At 33.8% G+C, this 16,806-nt stretch carries 23 protein-coding genes, 2 tRNA genes and 1 other annotated feature; of the genes, 22 read left to right on the top strand and 3 right to left on the bottom strand.

The features are described from left to right. Positions 1-68: 68 nt before the first annotated feature. The 7 genes from AC4CVH_RS12975 to AC4CVH_RS13005 all read left to right on the top strand — a co-directional run bounded on the left by AC4CVH_RS12975 (position 69) and on the right by AC4CVH_RS13005 (position 6,442). Entirely contained in the window at positions 69-1,808 is a 1,740-nt protein-coding gene (locus AC4CVH_RS12975; protein ID WP_490788167.1) for a methyl-accepting chemotaxis protein, read from the top strand. 142 nt (positions 1,809-1,950) lie between these two features. Further along, entirely contained in the window at positions 1,951-2,226 is a 276-nt protein-coding gene (locus AC4CVH_RS12980; protein ID WP_490788168.1) for a metal-sensing transcriptional repressor, read from the top strand. Between the two features lie 114 nt (positions 2,227-2,340). After that, on the top strand, positions 2,341-4,200 hold the full coding sequence (locus tag AC4CVH_RS12985; protein WP_490788169.1) for a heavy metal translocating P-type ATPase: 1,860 nt from the start codon (positions 2,341-2,343) through the stop codon (positions 4,198-4,200). A gap of 97 nt (positions 4,201-4,297) precedes the next feature. After that, positions 4,298-4,492 carry a hypothetical protein gene (locus tag AC4CVH_RS12990; RefSeq protein ID WP_490788170.1) on the top strand — a complete coding sequence of 65 codons (195 nt, stop codon included), beginning with the start codon at positions 4,298-4,300 and terminating at the stop codon, positions 4,490-4,492. A gap of 66 nt (positions 4,493-4,558) precedes the next feature. Beyond that, positions 4,559-4,751 (top strand) — a binding site (T-box leader). A gap of 53 nt (positions 4,752-4,804) precedes the next feature. Next, a complete protein-coding gene (gene serS, locus AC4CVH_RS12995) occupies positions 4,805-6,085 on the top strand; it encodes a serine--tRNA ligase (RefSeq protein WP_490788171.1) in 1,281 nt (426 codons plus the stop codon). Between the two features lie 157 nt (positions 6,086-6,242). Then, a tRNA-Ser gene (locus AC4CVH_RS13000) sits at positions 6,243-6,333 on the top strand. 18 nt (positions 6,334-6,351) lie between these two features. Further along, positions 6,352-6,442 (top strand) — tRNA-Ser (locus AC4CVH_RS13005). Between the two features lie 134 nt (positions 6,443-6,576). Here AC4CVH_RS13005 and AC4CVH_RS13010 read toward each other — a convergent pair. From AC4CVH_RS13010 to AC4CVH_RS13020, 3 genes are read right to left on the bottom strand one after another with little or no spacing between them, the layout of a single operon-like run. After that, the gene (locus AC4CVH_RS13010) at positions 6,577-7,749 is read right to left on the bottom strand and encodes a tyrosine-type recombinase/integrase (RefSeq protein ID WP_490788172.1); all 1,173 of its coding nucleotides are present in this window, start codon (positions 7,747-7,749) and stop codon (positions 6,577-6,579) included. A gap of 58 nt (positions 7,750-7,807) precedes the next feature. Further along, positions 7,808-8,257 carry an ImmA/IrrE family metallo-endopeptidase gene (locus AC4CVH_RS13015; RefSeq protein ID WP_490788173.1) on the bottom strand — a complete coding sequence of 150 codons (450 nt, stop codon included), beginning with the start codon at positions 8,255-8,257 and terminating at the stop codon, positions 7,808-7,810. Between the two features lie 38 nt (positions 8,258-8,295). Then, on the bottom strand, positions 8,296-8,754 hold the full coding sequence (locus AC4CVH_RS13020; protein ID WP_490788174.1) for a helix-turn-helix domain-containing protein: 459 nt from the start codon (positions 8,752-8,754) through the stop codon (positions 8,296-8,298). A gap of 213 nt (positions 8,755-8,967) precedes the next feature. On the opposite strand from AC4CVH_RS13020, the gene AC4CVH_RS13025 reads away from it, so the two are divergent. The 15 genes from AC4CVH_RS13025 to AC4CVH_RS13095 all read left to right on the top strand — a co-directional run bounded on the left by AC4CVH_RS13025 (position 8,968) and on the right by AC4CVH_RS13095 (position 16,800). Continuing rightward, the gene (locus AC4CVH_RS13025; RefSeq protein ID WP_490788175.1) at positions 8,968-9,162 is read left to right on the top strand and encodes a helix-turn-helix domain-containing protein; all 195 of its coding nucleotides are present in this window, start codon (positions 8,968-8,970) and stop codon (positions 9,160-9,162) included. Between the two features lie 15 nt (positions 9,163-9,177). After that, positions 9,178-9,987, top strand: a complete 810-nt coding sequence (locus tag AC4CVH_RS13030; RefSeq protein WP_490788176.1) for an ORF6N domain-containing protein — start codon at positions 9,178-9,180, stop codon at positions 9,985-9,987. A 5-nt stretch (positions 9,988-9,992) separates the two neighbouring features. Further along, on the top strand, positions 9,993-10,169 hold the full coding sequence (locus AC4CVH_RS13035; RefSeq protein WP_490788177.1) for a hypothetical protein: 177 nt from the start codon (positions 9,993-9,995) through the stop codon (positions 10,167-10,169). 140 nt (positions 10,170-10,309) lie between these two features. Further along, positions 10,310-10,774 carry a BRO-N domain-containing protein gene (locus AC4CVH_RS13040; protein ID WP_490788178.1) on the top strand — a complete coding sequence of 155 codons (465 nt, stop codon included), beginning with the start codon at positions 10,310-10,312 and terminating at the stop codon, positions 10,772-10,774. A gap of 13 nt (positions 10,775-10,787) precedes the next feature. After that, positions 10,788-11,033 (top strand): hypothetical protein, encoded by a 246-nt coding sequence (locus AC4CVH_RS13045; protein WP_490788179.1) that lies wholly within the window; start codon positions 10,788-10,790, stop codon positions 11,031-11,033. A gap of 6 nt (positions 11,034-11,039) precedes the next feature. Then, complete coding sequence (locus AC4CVH_RS13050; RefSeq protein WP_490788180.1) at positions 11,040-11,258, top strand: hypothetical protein; 219 nt, start codon at positions 11,040-11,042, stop codon at positions 11,256-11,258. Then, complete coding sequence (locus tag AC4CVH_RS13055; protein ID WP_490788181.1) at positions 11,252-11,422, top strand: hypothetical protein; 171 nt, start codon at positions 11,252-11,254, stop codon at positions 11,420-11,422. Before AC4CVH_RS13050 ends, AC4CVH_RS13055 begins: the two co-directional genes overlap by 7 nt. A gap of 15 nt (positions 11,423-11,437) precedes the next feature. After that, complete coding sequence (locus AC4CVH_RS13060) at positions 11,438-11,623, top strand: hypothetical protein (protein WP_490788182.1); 186 nt, start codon at positions 11,438-11,440, stop codon at positions 11,621-11,623. Further along, on the top strand, positions 11,620-11,862 hold the full coding sequence (locus AC4CVH_RS13065) for a helix-turn-helix domain-containing protein (RefSeq protein WP_490788183.1): 243 nt from the start codon (positions 11,620-11,622) through the stop codon (positions 11,860-11,862). Before AC4CVH_RS13060 ends, AC4CVH_RS13065 begins: the two co-directional genes overlap by 4 nt. Before the next feature lie 4 nt (positions 11,863-11,866). Beyond that, complete coding sequence (locus tag AC4CVH_RS13070; RefSeq protein ID WP_490788184.1) at positions 11,867-11,989, top strand: hypothetical protein; 123 nt, start codon at positions 11,867-11,869, stop codon at positions 11,987-11,989. 93 nt (positions 11,990-12,082) lie between these two features. Next, a complete protein-coding gene (locus tag AC4CVH_RS13075) occupies positions 12,083-12,436 on the top strand; it encodes a hypothetical protein (protein WP_490788185.1) in 354 nt (117 codons plus the stop codon). A gap of 21 nt (positions 12,437-12,457) precedes the next feature. Continuing rightward, positions 12,458-12,925, top strand: a complete 468-nt coding sequence (locus AC4CVH_RS13080; RefSeq protein WP_490788186.1) for a hypothetical protein — start codon at positions 12,458-12,460, stop codon at positions 12,923-12,925. Further along, complete coding sequence (locus AC4CVH_RS13085) at positions 12,922-14,097, top strand: DUF2800 domain-containing protein (RefSeq protein WP_490788187.1); 1,176 nt, start codon at positions 12,922-12,924, stop codon at positions 14,095-14,097. The genes AC4CVH_RS13080 and AC4CVH_RS13085 overlap by 4 nt, the downstream gene beginning before the upstream one ends. Continuing rightward, positions 14,090-14,833 carry a DUF2815 family protein gene (locus tag AC4CVH_RS13090; RefSeq protein ID WP_490788188.1) on the top strand — a complete coding sequence of 248 codons (744 nt, stop codon included), beginning with the start codon at positions 14,090-14,092 and terminating at the stop codon, positions 14,831-14,833. Before AC4CVH_RS13085 ends, AC4CVH_RS13090 begins: the two co-directional genes overlap by 8 nt. Beyond that, the gene (locus AC4CVH_RS13095) at positions 14,830-16,800 is read left to right on the top strand and encodes a DNA polymerase (RefSeq protein ID WP_490788189.1); all 1,971 of its coding nucleotides are present in this window, start codon (positions 14,830-14,832) and stop codon (positions 16,798-16,800) included. Before AC4CVH_RS13090 ends, AC4CVH_RS13095 begins: the two co-directional genes overlap by 4 nt. The last annotated feature ends 6 nt before the right edge of the window (positions 16,801-16,806 follow it).

Here is a 16,806-nt window from a genome sequence, read left to right on the forward strand (position 1 = left end):
CTTGACATAATTAATGGTATAATTTCGTCTTAGAATATGTTAAATTTATGTTAAGGAGACGGATTGATATGAAAGACAATGGGAAAATAGGAAAAAGACTATATGCATTAACCGGTTTTATAATAGTGTTTATAATTGTAATAAGTGTTTTTTCATGGACAACATTTAAAGGTTTTAATGAAAAACAAAAAAATATGCTTCAGGTGAATGCAAAGTATATGAAACTAGTAGATGAAGCGAGACAGTCTCAAGTGGATTTCAAAAAGCAGGTTCAGGAGTGGAAAGATACTCTTTTAAGGGGATATGACCATAAAAATTTTAACAAGTACTATTCACAATTTGAAGAAGAAAACAAAAATGTACAATTAGAACTCTCAAAATTAAGAAAAGACATGAAAGCGGAAAATATAAATACATCTCTTATAGATCAATTGATAAAAAATCATCAGGAGTTATATTATAAGTACAGCAGTGCCATTAAAAAATACAGTTCTGAAAACAAGGATAGCTATAAAATTGTAGATACTATGGTAAAAGGAATAGATAGACAACCAACAGATGATATGGATTCACTTGTTGAGGACATACAGAAGAAAGCTAATATGGAAAATCAAAATATGATACAGGAATCCAATACTTATGAGAAAAATTTCAACAAAAATCTTGCAATTATATGTATTCTTGGAATGGTTTTTATTGTTATATTAATTTTGTTGATCATGTCTACTTATAAAGGAATTAAAAATTTTATAGATCAATTTAAGATATTAATAAAAAATGCCCAAGATGGAGATCTTACTGTAAAGGGTGAAGTGTATAATAAAGATGAACTTGGACAAGTTACAGAAGACTTCAACAGGTTTATTAATAGAATAAGAAATTTGATTTTTAGTGCAAAAAATATAGGGAAAACTGTATCCTCTTCCTCAAATATAATAAATAAAGGCTCTGAGGAATTAGGAAAATCTTCTGTAGAAATCTCAAATAATGTATCTAATCTTGCAGAAAGGGCATTGAAACAATCGGAACTTGTCAAGCAAAGTAATGAAGCTGTAGTAAGTGTTATTCAAGATTTAAAGGATACAAATAAAAATATATCTCATGTTATGGATTTTGCAAGGGGTACTATAAGTATCGTAGGACATGGAACTGAAAATCTAAAATATCAGGAAGAAATGATGGTAAATACTCAAAGTGCTTCTGAAAATGTATTTAATGTAATTTTAAATCTTTCAAGAAAATCTAAAGAAATTGGCAAGGTTGTAGAGTTTATAGACAGTGTTGCAGAACAGATAAATCTGCTTGCTTTAAATGCTTCAATAGAAGCGGCAAGAGCAGGAGAAGGCGGAAAAGGTTTTACAGTTGTTGCTGATGAAGTAAAAAAACTTGCGAAACTTTCTGGAGAATATGCACATAAAATAGATATACTTATAAGAGATGTGCAATTAGATATAAAGAAGGCATCTAATGAGTCAAAAAATGCAGAAGATTTAACAATAAAACAATCGGAATCACTCAAACTCACGGATAAATCTTTTAAAGACATAAAAAATTCAATTTATAATATAAGTGAAAAAATAAAGGAAGTTAAGTCGAATTCTGATGGAATAAATGAAAATGCGGTAAGAGTTGGAGAGTATATAAATAATATATCTGAGCTTTTGGAAGAGAATGCATCGGATGTTCAAAGCGTTTCTTATGACCAGGAAGAACAAACTGCATCTATTGAGGAAATAGGAGCATCCATAGAACATCTTGTTGAGACGTCTCATAACCTTAGTGAATCTCTTGGAAAGTTTAAAGTATAGAATTTTCAACTGTTAAGCCTTCAGGTTGTTTTGGTTCAGAAATTTAGATGACTTGTGATATAATAGTATATAATATGAATTTTGATTTACATATAATTCAAGAAATGTTGTGAAAATTATTAAAAAAGGGGACAATTCAATAATGAAACAGTGTATGGATTCTGATAATCTACACAGGCGTATTAAAAAGATAATAGGCCAATTAAATGGTATAGATAGAATGGTAGATCAGGATATTCCCTGTGAAGATGTATTGATTCAAATAAATGCAGCCAAGAGTGCGCTGCACAAAGTTGGTCAAATAGTTCTTGAGGGACATTTGAACCACTGTGTAAGAGATGGTATCGAGCATGGGGATGCAGAAAAAACAATAGCACAATTTGCAAAGGCATTAGAGCATTTTTCGAGAATGTCGTAAACATGTAAACTGTTTATATTATATAAGCAGTTTTTTTATTGACAATAAAAATTTGAAAGTTTACTATACATATAGGGGTATAGGTATAGTAAACTTTCAAAGGAGTGTTTGAAAATGTTTGATTTTTTAAAGAACAAGTATAAGAGAACAATTTTACTCATGGTATTGTCAGCAGTATCACTTATGGTAAGTTTTCTAAAGATATCTTTTTTACCTTTTGATATTGCATGGATTTCTATTGCATTTTGCGGCATACCTATTTTAAAAGAAGCATTTATGGGGCTTTTTACAAGATTTGATATAAAAGCGGATTTGCTTGTATCAATGGCACTTATATCATCAGTTATAATAAATGAGATATTTGCTGCAGGAGAAGTTGCTTTTATAATGGCCATAGGAGGTTTTTTGGAGGAAATGACAGTTAAAAGGGCCAGAGCTGGAATTGAGAAACTTGTGAACATGACTCCTCAAACTGCCAGAGTCATAAGAAGTGGAAATGAATACATAATGCCATCTTCAGAGGTTAAAGTTGGTGACATGATAAGGATATTGGCTGGGGAGACAATACCTGTAGATGGAGTAATAACTCATGGAAGAACTTCTATAAACCAGTCTGTAATGACTGGAGAATCATTGCCTGTGGACAAGCAAAAAGGAGACAAGGTATTAAGCGGAACTATAAATCAATTTGGGACCTTTGACATGAAGGCAATAAAGATTGGAAAAAACAGTTCGCTTCAAAGAATGATAAGACTTGTAAAAGCCGCAGATACGAAGAAGTCCAGAATTGTTGGAATAGCTGATAAAGCTGCTACATGGATTGTTGCAGCGGCTCTTATATCATCTCTTATAACCTGGATCATAACAGGTGAAATATTAAGATCCGTTACAATACTTGTAGTTTTCTGTCCTTGCGCTCTTGTCCTTGCAACGCCCACTGCCATTATGGCCGGAATGGGCAATGCAGCCAGGTATGGAATTTTGATAAAAGAAGGTGATGCTCTTGAGCGTTTGGCGGGAGTGAATATTATGTGTTTTGATAAAACAGGGACACTCACCTATGGAACATTATCTGTTGCTGCAGTTGAAGTTTTCAATCCGGATTTTAATGAGGAAAAGTTTATAAGGCTTGCTGCATCGGCGGAGACACGATCGGAACATCCTATTGGAAAAGCGGTTGTAAATTATGCAAGATCATTATCTAATATGGAACTTTCAAGCTTAATTAATTTTAAGATGGTAGCAGGAAGAGGTATAGATGCTGTAGTAGACGGTTATCATATTATTGCAGGAAATATGTATATGATTTTGGAGAATAATATAACTGTGAATGATCATATGAAAAAGGCAGCCATAGAGCATAAGAACATGGGATGCACAATTATGTATGTGGCCGTAGATGATAAACTTTCAGGTTTTATATCACTTTCTGATACTGTGCGAAAAGAATCCAATGATGTAATTGAAAACATACAAAAAAATCGAATGAAAAGTATTCTTTTAACAGGAGATAATGAAGAAGCGGCAAGGTATATTGGGGATGCTATTGGAGTAGATGAAATTTGTTCAAATTGTCTTCCAAATGATAAAATAAGTAAAATTCAAGGTTATCAAAACAAAAATCAGAAAGTATGCATGGTAGGAGACGGTGTAAATGATGCACTGGCACTTAAAAAATCCTATGTTGGAATCTCCATGGCAGGTGGGGGAAGTGACATAGCAGTAGACGCATCAGATATTGCACTTGTTAGTGATGATATAAAGTATATACCGCATCTTATAGGATTATCCAAAAAAGTTTCCAGTACTATAAAAATAAATATTGCGTTTTCCATGACTATTAATTTTATTGCAGTGATTTTTGCTGCAGCAGGTATATTGAAACCTGTACTTGGAGCACTTGTTCATAATGCAGGTTCGGTTGTAGTTATATTAAATTCTGCTCTTTTGCTTAAATGGAAGAGAAATATATAATACATTAAATATATGTAAAGTTATCATTTTATGATGTATATACTGATTCGTTGTATTATAATGTAAACATATATATACATTATAAGGGGTGTATTTTATGAAACTGGATATAACAAAACGAGATAATAAAACCGGAAAGTATATTGAAGTTGTAAAATCATTTTCAATAAAGGACAAGGATGATAAAGAAGCATGGAAAATTGCAAATGAGTATGCAAGTAAAAAAAATAAAAGCTTTGTTGGAATGATATATAAGAAATATTATTATGAAGTAGAATTTAATCCAGATTAGGGCATACTAATAAAAATGTTCTTTATTGACATAAAAATATATTTCATATATAATGAAAGCAAAAATTATTCACCTATGAAGAGTTTAGTAACAATGTAATAAATTAAAGAGAATCAGTGATTGGTGTGAACTGGTATTTTTATATTGTGAATCCAACTTGAAGGTGGCTGTGAAATCAGCTCGGGAAAACCGTTATATTTTTAAGAGAGCCAAATATTTGGTTAATTAGGGTGGCAACGCGGAGCTTTTCGTCCCTTTTAGGGGATAGAAACTCCTTTTTTATTTTATAAAATTAAGGAGGACTATATAATTATGCTGGATTTAAAAAGAATAAGAAACAATCCGGAGGAAATTAAGAAACTTTTAGCAAATAGAGGAGAAGATTTTGACCTGTCAAACATAGACGAGGTTGTGTCATTGGATGAAAAAAGAAGAAATATACTTGTTAAAGTGGAAGAACTTAAAAAGAATAGGAATGAAGCATCATCACAAATAGGAAAAATGAAAAAAAATGGTGAAAATGCAGATGAAGTTTTAGCTAATATGAAAAATTTATCTGATGAAATAAAAAATCATGATGCAGAGCTTTCAACAATTGATGATAAAATACAGTATATAATGCTTAGAATACCTAATATACCTAATCCACAGGTTCCAGATGGAAAGTCTGATGCAGATAATGTTGAGATAAGAAAATGGTCAGAACCAACTAAATTTGATTTTGAGCCAAAGGCTCACTGGGATATTGGAGTGGACTTGAATATACTTGATTTTGAGAGGGCAGGAAAGGTTTCAGGTTCAAGATTTACATTTTACAAGGGACTTGGTGCAAGACTTGAGAGAGCTGTAATAAGTTATTTCCTTGATTTCCATACTGAAAAACATGGATATGAAGAGATACTTCCTCCGTACATGGTAAACAGAACAAGTATGACAGGAACAGGACAGCTGCCAAAATTTGAGGAAGACGCATTTAGAGTTGCAAACAATGACTTTTTTTTAATACCTACAGCAGAGGTTCCTGTAACCAACTTATACAGAAATGAAATATTAAAGGGAGAAGACCTTCCTATAAAGCATGTTGCATACAGTGCATGCTTTAGATCAGAAGCTGGTTCTGCAGGAAGAGATACAAGAGGGCTTGTAAGACAGCATCAGTTTAACAAAGTTGAACTTGTTAAATTTGCAAAACCTGAGCAATCATATGAGGAACTTGAAAAACTTACAAGAGATGCGGAAGATGTGCTTCAAGGACTTAAGATACCTTATAGGGTTGTAAGAATATGCAAGGGTGATTTGGGCTTTACTGCAGCACTTAAATATGATATAGAAGTTTGGATGCCAAGTTACAATAGATACGTTGAAATATCAAGCTGTAGTAATTTTGAGGATTTCCAGGCAAGGCGTGCAAATATAAAATATAAAGAAACTCCTAAAGACAAACCAAAGTATGTTCATACTCTTAATGGGTCAGGTGTTGCAATAGGAAGGACTGTAGCTGCGATACTTGAGAATTATCAGAATGAGGATGGAACAGTTAATATACCTGAAGTTTTAAAGCCGTATATGTTAGAAAAAGATAAAATAAAGTAATTTGTAGAAAGTCCAACGATTATGTATAATCTTGGGCTTTCTAAATAAAATTGATCTAATTATAAAACTTTTACTTGACAGTTTTTAATCTGTATATTATAATAATTTTTGTTGTGGCTGTTATGACATGACAGTTAAAAGTAAATAGAATTTATGTGGAAAGATGGTCGAGTTGGTTTAAGGCACCGGTCTTGAAAACCGGCGTACGGGTGACCGTACCAAGGGTTCGAATCCCTTTCTTTCCGCCATTTATTTTTGTAGGACATGGAGAAATACTCAAGTGGCTGAAGAGGCGCCCCTGCTAAGGGCGTAGGTCGGGTGACCGGCGCGAGGGTTCAAATCCCTCTTTCTCCGCCATATAATAAATTAAGCTTCATTAAGCTTCAAGAATGGCATAAAATCAAGGGTTTAGCAAATTTGAGTGTCATTAAGGTTTATTAAAATGTAGTACAAATGTAGCATTAACTGTAGTAAAAACTGTAGTCAAATATTTAGTTAATCATGAAGTTATCCAGCAAACCGATGACTTCTTTTTTCTTTGCTTCTGATACATGTACATAAGTTTTTCTAGTAGTATCTATATCTATATGACCGAGTAAAGCTTGAATTACATTTAAATCTCCACTCTGTTCGTAAAGCCTTGTAGCATAGGTATGTCGTAAGCTGTGAAATGTTAAATCACTAGATATATTTAATTTCTTATATATCTTCTTAACTGCCCTTAAAGGAGTTTTATCATTTAAAAAGTTTCCACTTTCATTGGAAAATATCAAATCCATATCTTTATATTTTTTACTATCCTTAATTTTATCTTTTAAAAATTCTGCATGTTTTGCTTTTAAAAGTGAAAATAACCTTTCAGGAATAGGAACATATCTTACTTCATCATTTTTTGTTTCAGCAAGAGTCTTTGTATAACCTATAACCTTATTGTCTTTATCATATATAGCCTGTTTACTATAGGTTTGATTAACAAATATAGTACGATCCTTAAAATTTATTTTATGCCACTCAAGACCTAAAAGTTCACCTTCCCTCAATCCTGTATACAAATCAAAATAAATCATAAAATTATAATTTTGATCTATAAACTGTAGTAAAAATGTAGTAATTTTATTTTGTTCTTCTACAGTTAAAAATTTTTTCTTATTTGTTTTCTTAATATGAGGAAGCACAATTGCATTGCAAGGATTTTTTACGATATAATCTTGATTGAGAGCTTCTGTCAACGCTGACTTAATTAATCTAATTATATACTTTATATTACTTGGTGATGTATCTATACAATTAATAAATTCTTGTATTTGATTTGCTTTTAAATCTTTAAGTTTACTGTCGCCTATAGCAGATGTTTCAATATAATTTTTATAGATACCGTAGTATCTTTGAAATGACCTAGGCTTTAAGCTGTTCTTCTTATATTGAAGCAACCAAGTGTTAATCCACTGCTTTAATGTTAATTCTTCTTTAGTAAAATCAATTCTTTCAAAATCTCTATTAAATTTTCTTACTTTAGAAATTATTTCTTTTTCTGATTTTGCATATAATACTTTTCTTTTTGGCTTTCCAGTTAGTGGATTAACTCCTACCGTAAAAGAAGCTGCCCATCTTCCATCTTTCCTTTGATATATAGACCCTTCTCCATTTTGTCTACGTTTTTTCATAATATGATTACCTCCTATCAAACGTATGTTCTTATTAAAATAAAAAAATATATAGTACCTACATTCGTACCACCTCCTTAAACTTTAGCTTTATCATAAATTCGGGTACCATGAAATATTTGCTCAGTTGACTAATAGTCATAGCTTCTAAATCAGTCTTGTCAAAAGTAGATTCATCAATTAAGATTTGAGCTGCAAAATAGTTAGCTTGTAATTCTAATTTACCCGAACTTATATTTGAGTAATAGCAATATCCGCAGGAGATATCAGTATGTATAACAGCATGACCTAACTCATGGGCAAGGACATATCGTTCTTCTATCCAATTAAGTTCATTGCTTAGAAATATATATTCATTATTAAACATGTCTCTTATGAATCGTGCCTTTTTATTATTCGACATTTTTTTCCTTATTATCTTTATACCGAGAGATTCTATAAGATCATAAATATCTCTAGTATGATATGTCTCTATTAATCCCTTGACTATATTATTAATCCAATTCATATTAAAGAATTACCCCCCTAATCCCCAATAGTAATAAATTATTTTTTATTTTCCTTCATTCTTTGTAATGATAATTTCATAGCAAATAACATATCATTTGCAAGATCTAATATTTCTTGGTCAGACATTTTCTTTAAATCGTAGCCCCCAAAGTCCATTAAAGCTGGTTGACTTAGAATAAATTTTACTGCCTCCTCTGGTTCTGCAAAGTCAAGAATAGATTGTACATATTTCAGTTTATCATTCTTATCTTTAATTTTATTTACATTATCAGCCAGAGTATTTATCTTAGTATTTTCGTCATTATCAAAAAAGTCATTTACAGAGACATTAAGAGCATCTGCGATTTTTTGCAATGTTTTAGTATTAGGATTCTCAGCCTTTCCACTTAATATAGTGCTCAAAGTAGATTGCGCCATATGAGCCTCTTTACACAGTTTATATTTTGACCAACCTTTAGATTCCAAAGCCTTTATTATTGCATTTCTGTTAAACATATTAAAATCCTCCTAAAAAGTACTTCACTATAATTAAGCATACTACGGAATATTTATATATGTCAAGTAAAATGTAGTAAAAAAGAGTAAATAAGAGTTATTTTTAAATAATAGTTGTTTTAAACGAAGTATAACCTTTGATTTTACTTCAAAATAGTTATACTATATATGTATCGAAGCACTTCAAAATAAACAAGTAAAGGAGATGAGTTAATGCAAATAGGAACTAATATACGGGAAATTTCTAAAAGGAGGAACAAATCATTTTATAGACTAGCGAAAGACAGCGGAGTTTCCGAATCCTATATAAACGACATTGTTCATACCAGAAAAGATAATCCAAGTATAAAGTTTTTACAAAAAATAGCAAGGGCACTAGATGTCTCAATCGAGGATTTGATTAAGTAAAAGGAGATGAATTAATTGAACGATTTAGTTTTAAAAGGTTTAACTGAAGTTCAAGGAATGAAATTTCATGACATTGAAGGAGGCTTTGGAAAAAGTAAAAAGTCAATGCTTGTAAAAGATATTGCAGCAATTCATGACAAAGAATATAAACACGTAAATGAAGCTATCAATAGTAATAGAAAAAGGTTTAAGAACGGTATTGATATTCTTGATTTAAAGTCAGTCGATTTAATCGACCGAGATTTTTTAAAGAATTTAGGTTTTAGTAATAGCTCAATAGCAAATGCAAATAACATTTATCTTTTATCTGAAAGGGGATACGCAAAATTACTTAAAATTCTTGAAGATGATATAGCATGGAAACAATATGACAAATTAGTTGATGGATATTTTAATATGAGACGAACATTAAAAGAAAATAATAAATCGGCTTTATCAGAAGATAAAAATCAGCTTATTGAAGCCCGGTTGAGAAATGCAAAAGCAAGACAAGCCAATATACTTCTCAAAATGGCCGACAGCCCAATCATCAATGATAGATATAAACAAATTTTGTATTCACAGGCCAGTGCAATAATAGCCAATAAACCACTAATACCGTTACCTGTATCAGAAGAACAAACATACTCAGCTGGTGAAATAGGAGAACTGCTCGGTATCTCTGGTAATAAAGTAGGAAGACTAGCCAATGAATATAATTTGAAGACCGAAAAATATGGAAAGCTGTTTCATGATAAATCTAAATATTCAAACAAAGAAGTTGAAACATTTAGATACTATAAATCAATAGTTTCAGAACTGAAATCATTACTTAAAAGGAGTTGAGATAAATGGAAGCGTCAATTACAAATGGAGAAATAGTAAAGAAAATAATAAATATCTTAGGAGAAAACAACTGTACAGTAGCAAGATCAAAACAAATTTTAAGGTTTACAAGTAATAAAATTGATGAATTTGCCACCGTACAAAAAGTAAATGGAAAGTTGTTTGAAGTTAAAGACCACTAATTCTTTTTAACTTCATTCCATATAGCAGAAAGATCGTCATGTTGCATGTCATTAATATCTGTTAGTTTAATGGCAATAAGACAACTTCAAAAAATATTACACAGGAAATTCAAATATTTAGAAATCCTGAATTCGGACAAGTGAGAACAATTATACGAAATAATGAACCTTGGTTTGTAGGAAAGGATGTTGCAGAAATACTTGGGTATGTAGATACAGATCAAGCTATAAGAAATCATATTGATGAGGAAGATAAGCTCACCCGTAAAATTGACGGGGTAGATCAAAGTAGGAATGTAAAAGTAATCAATGAATCAGGACTTTACAGTTTGATACTTTCATCCAAACTTCCAGAAGCAAAGAAGTTTAAGCATTGGGTAACAAGCGAGGTACTTCCACAAATACGTCAAACAGGTGGATATGTTCAAGTAGAGAGGGAAGAAGAATTTACAAATAATTATTTTCAAAATTTGAGTAATGAAACTAAGAAAATGATACTTAAAGATTTAAAAAGTAAGAAATTAGAGTTAACAAAGGAAATAGAAGAAATAGTCAAGAAAAGGGATGACCTTAATAAAATCATAGTTCAGATTGAAGCTAAATAAGGAAGTGAAGTAGATGGAAGACATCGTTTTAGAAAAACTTAAAGAGATAAAGGATCTTTTAAATAAATCATTAGAACCTAAGCAGTTATTTGATGTAATAGAGTTTGCTGAGCTATCAGGAATGAAACCAAGACGGGTAAGAGAGTTATGTAGCATTAAAGGCTTTCCCTGCACTAGAGATGAGAGAAAGATATATGTCCATAGAGAAGCTTTTGACTGGATTAAAAAAAGGTATGAACTGCCACAAAATAGGAGGTGACACAAAATGATTGAATTTATAACACATAAACAGGTAGACAAGATAACTAATACAAGAGAACCATATGGTAGTTTTATTGTAATTGGTGATGGTTTCTTTACTGGAATTGATAATACAACGCATGATGCATGGACAGAGGATTTCAAGGACATTAAAAATTGTTTAGCTTTTCTAAATGGAGCAGATTTGGAAGATTGTTTAGAATTGGAGGGGTATAAATGTTAGATAGAAAAGATGGAAAATTACGATTACAGTCTTTAGATTTACAAATATTTTTAGCAGACTTGTATGCTGAATGCAAAAATGAGCATGAAGTTGAATGGCTACAAGATGCACTAACTGAATGTGTTGAAGGTGAGGCAGAAGAAAGATTAGAAGAATTGGAATAATTGGGGAGTGATTAAATGATTGATTTTTGGTACAGGCAGCCAATACAAAGTAAGGAATTTAAGACAGGATTGAAGCAGGAGAAGTTATTTAGATTGTATATGGTACTTGCAAGTTTAATTAAGGAAGAAAATGAAGGGCAGAAAGTTAGGGCGAGGATAAATGCTGTTAGGAGAGAGATTGGAAGGAGGAAAGTGAGTTGAAGGAAAACTGGTATGCCTTATTTATAGTAACGCAGAAGGACATATCTGTAGAACAGGCATTAAAATGCATGGGTGTAAAAACTAATTACACTAAAAAAGATCCACGCGATATTGCTAAAGAAACTAAAAGGATGGTTGATTTAAAAAGAAAAGGATATTCGTACAGAGATATATCTCGTATGTACGGACTAAATTACAGCACCATAAGATACCGAATTATGAGAGCTGAAAGGAAGTGAAAATATGAAATTTAAAAATGGAGCAAAAGATGTAATGTTGGAAGATGCTATTAAAATCCACAATTCTATAGGTCTGAACTTTATTGTAGAAGATGGAAAAGGCGTGATAGTTGAAATTGATGAATAGAAAAAGAACCCTTGGGGAAGGGCCCAAAAGCAAAATAATCATTAATTCAATCTTAATATAGGATTGAAAATAAGTCAAATATGGGGGTAAAAATTGTTTACAGCAAAAGTAAATAGGTTGAAAGAAGAAACTTTTACATTTACTGGAATGAAAGATTTAGAGGATACGGTTTGTACAACCATGGGAGAAGATGTTTGGCTTGCAATACTTGAGTTTACCCAGGGTAAAAATGAAAAATTAGAGGATAAATTGGAAAACTTAAAGGAGGATCTTGAAACAAGCGAAAAACTTGTACAGACTTATGGTGAAAATATGCAGGATATAAAGGATATAAAGGATAAAATTGAAGATCTAACTGAGTACATTAATAATTCCAAAAGACTTGATAAAAGAGGCCTGAAGAAGAGATTAGAAGAAATAGATTTTATTTTATATAAAAGTTTATAAAAAATGAAAGGATTGATATAAATGGATATTACATTAACTATTAAGGTGGAACCAAAATTACTCAAAGTGTTAGAAAAATTTACAAACACAATTGAATCAAGTAGTAAAATTGTGAACCTGTCAGCAGATAAAAGTACCGGAGTACAGACAAAACCTGTGGCACCAATACAACAGCCATTAACACCGCAGGTAAAACCTGTAGTGCCACAACCGATACAGCAGGCTCCACAACAACCAGCGTCCACACCTCAGCCAATTACACAACCAATACAGCCGACGGTACAAGCACCTCAACCAGTTCCGACTGCAGTACAATCCTATACAATGGATCAGCTGGCAAAGGCAGGAACACAGCTTATTGATGCAGGTAAACTTCAACAGCTTCAACAGTTACTAGCTTCATTCGGTGTTCAGGCACTTACCATGCTGCCTAAAGAGCAATATGGAGCTTTTGCCACAAAACTCAGAGAACTGGGGGCCCGAATATGAGCAGTCCTGAAAAACATGCTCTGCTGTCCGCAAGTTCCTCACACAGATGGCTAAAATGCACACCCTCGGCAAGGTTAGAAGAAACCTTGCCTGAGAAAACAAGTGAATACGCAGAAGCCGGGAGATTGGCCCACAGCATAGCAGAGTTGAAACTTAGAAAATATTGTATAGAACCAATGGGACCAAGGGCTTTCAGTAACAGACTGAAAAAATTTGAAAAAGATCCAAGTTATGAAGATGAAATGCTGAAGCATACCGATACCTACAAGGATTATATAGCAAAAATTTTACACAGTTTTGACTCACCACCTTATGTAGCTGTAGAAAAAAAGGTTGATTACAGTATGTATGCTCCAGAGGGATTCGGTACAAGCGACTGCCTTGTTATAGGTGGAAATACAATGCATGTTATTGATTTTAAATATGGAAAAGGAGTTCCGGTATCAGCAGAAAAAAATACGCAGATGATGTTTTATGCTATTGGTGCCTATGCTGAATATAGCTTCTTATATCCTATAAAGTCTATAACAATGTCTATCGTACAGCCAAGGCTTGACAGCATTTCAGAATACGAAATATCCGCAGACGAATTACTAAAATGGGGTGAAACTGTAAAGCCTATAGCCCAAAAAGCATTTGAGGGAAAAGGTGAATTTGTTTCAGGAGACCACTGCCGATTCTGCAGAGCATTTGCCACCTGCAGAGCAGCCAAAAATACAAATATGGCACTTGAAGTTTTCAAAGATAAAATGCCGCCCCTCATATCAAATAAAGAAGTAGGGGAGATATTGGAAAGAGCCAAAAACCTTGTCAAGTGGGTAAAACACCTTGAAGAATATGCGCTAGCTGAATGCTTGAAGGGAAATGAAATACCAGGGTGGAAGGCCGTACATGGCAGGAGTATAAGACAGTTCACCGATCTGGATAAAGCTTTTGAAGTTCTAAAACAGAATGGTATAGATGAAACCATGCTCTATGAAAGAAAACCAATCACTTTAACCGAAACAGAGAAACTGGTGGGGAAGAAAAAATTCAAAGAGCTTCTAGGAACCTATGTGAATACTCCACCAGGTAGGCCTACTATAGTACAGCTATCAGATAAAAGAAAAGCTATAGAAAAAGTAAAAGCTGAAGATGTTTTTAAAAATGAAGGAGGAATCGTAAATGAATAATGATTTAAGAAGTGTAGTAACAGGGAAGGTCAGATTAAGTTATGTGCACCTATTTACGCCGAATGTGGGCCAGAATGGAGGGGACCCAAAATACAGTGCAACTTTATTGATACCAAAGTCCGATATAGGAACAAAACAGAGAATTGATGCCGCTATAAATGCAGCAATAGAATATGGTCTGAGTAAAAAGTTCAATGGTGTAAGACCTCCGGCAAACAATTTACCCGTTCATGATGGTGACGGGGTAATGCCGTCAAGTGGAATGTCGTACAGCGAGGAATGCAGAGGGCACTGGGTTTTAAATGCATCAAACAAAGATAAGCAGGAAGTTGTGGATGCCAATCTAAATCCTATAATCAATCAAAGTGACATATATTCAGGTATCTATGCAAGAGTGTCAATATCTTTCTTTCCATATGCCAACAGTGGTAGAAAAGGTATAGGCTGCAGCTTAGGACCCGTACAGAAATTAGAAGACGGAGAACCTTTGGGCGGACATATTACTGCGGCATCCGCCTTTGGAGATAATCCTCTGCCTGGAGGATACAATCAACAACCTGTTTCTCAACCGACACAGCAACCACAGTACCAACCAACATATGCTCCACAAAACTACCAGCAGGCACCTCAGCAGCAGGTCCAGACTCCGGTACAACCATCACATCAACCACAGGTACAACAGCAAATAGATCCTATAACCGGTATGCCTGTTAACGGTGGCGTAATGGGAATATGAGGCACTTATCAATTGATATAGAAACATTTTCGAGTGTAAATATTAAAAATGGGCTGTACAAATATGTGCGGTCCCCTGATTTTGAAATACTGTTGTTCGCTTATTCTTTTGACGGAGAATCAGTTAAAGTTATAGATTTTATGAATAATGAAATACTACCGCAAGAACTTATACTGGCATTAAAAAATCCCAATATACTAAAGCATGCCTACAATGCACCTTTTGAATGGTACTGCTTGAATAAATTTTACGTATCCCCGTTAGAACAATGGAGGTGCACCATGCTACATGGATTGTATTGTGGTTATACCGCAGGACTTGAGGCCACAGGAAAGGCATTAGGACTCCCGGAAGACAAGAAAAAATTAAGCATAGGCAAGGCGCTTATAAGGACTTTTTGTATTCCCTGCAAGCCTACAAAATCAAATGGTGGAAGAAAAAGGGCATTACCGCATCATGAACCCGAGAAATGGAACTTATTTAAAGAATACAACAGACAGGATGTAGTTACTGAAATGGAAATTGAAAGAAGACTATCCGCATTTCCTGTACCACAGCAGGAACAAAAGTTATGGGAGCTTGACCAAAAAATGAATGCCTATGGAGTGAAGATGGATAAAGAATTGATAGATGGAGCTTTATATTGCGATAGAACTGTTAAAAATGAGCTTATGGTTGAAGCACAGAGAATATCCGGGCTTGACAATCCCAACAGTATACAGCAGCTTTCTGGATGGGTAGAAAAGCAGACAGGACAACAGGTAGACGGCCTAACAAAAGATTCCGTCAAATCTCTATTAGGTAGTATTGAAAATAATAAAGTAAAAAGAATGCTTGAAATAAGACAGGAACTTTCAAAAACCAGTACCAAAAAATATGTAACCATAAAAGGGGCACTATGTGCGGATGAAAGGGTAAGAGGACTCATGCAGTTTTATGGAGCCAACAGAACAGGAAGATGGTCAGGCAGAATTGTACAGCCGCAGAATTTACCCAGGACCTATATTGAGACACTGGAGCACGCTAGAAAATGTGTCAAAGATAAAAATATAGACGCTTTGAAACTTATATATGGAAGCATACCCGATACACTCAGCCAGCTCATAAGGACTGCATTTATACCATCTGATGGCAATGTGTTCCTGGATGCGGATTTTAGTGCCATAGAAGCCAGGGTTATCTCATGGCTTGCGGGCGAGAATTGGAGATTAGAAGTTTTCAAAACGCACGGTAAAATCTATGAAGCCTCTGCATCACAAATGTTTGGGGTACCTATAGAAAAAATCAAAAAAGGAAATCCGGAATATGCTTTAAGGCAAAAGGGTAAAGTTGCGGAACTTGCATTAGGATATCAGGGAAGTTCTGCAGCACTTATAAATATGGGAGCCCTTAAAATGGGGCTACAGGAAGAAGAATTGCCGGAGATTGTACACAGGTGGAGGGCTACAAACAGAAGAATAGTTGATTTGTGGTATTCAGTTGAAAACGCGGCACTATCAGTAATGAGAACGGGCCAACCTGTAGGCGTTAAAAACTTAATTATCGCCCATGAAGGTGACTATAATACGCAACAGGACTTTTTAACTATAACCTTGCCCAGTAAAAGAAAGTTATTTTATGTAGAACCTTTTATCTATCCTAATGACTGGGGAAAGGATGCACTATTTTACCATGGAACAAACCAGAAAACGAGAAAATGGGAAGTTGTATCAACCTATGGCGGAAAATTAGTTGAAAACATTACCCAGGCCATTGCAAGGGACTGTCTGGCTGAAAGTATAAAAAGATTAAGTGCTTTCGGTTATAAAGTAGTTTTCCATGTGCATGATGAGGTGATCATTGACTGCCCGGAAGAATATGCCGACCTTGACCAGATATGTAATATAATGAGACAACCAATACCATGGGCGCCGGGATTACCTTTAAATGCAGATGGATTCATGGCCAAGTTTTATAAAAAAGAATGAGGAGGT

It is taken from the genome of Clostridium pabulibutyricum, assembly GCF_058242705.1.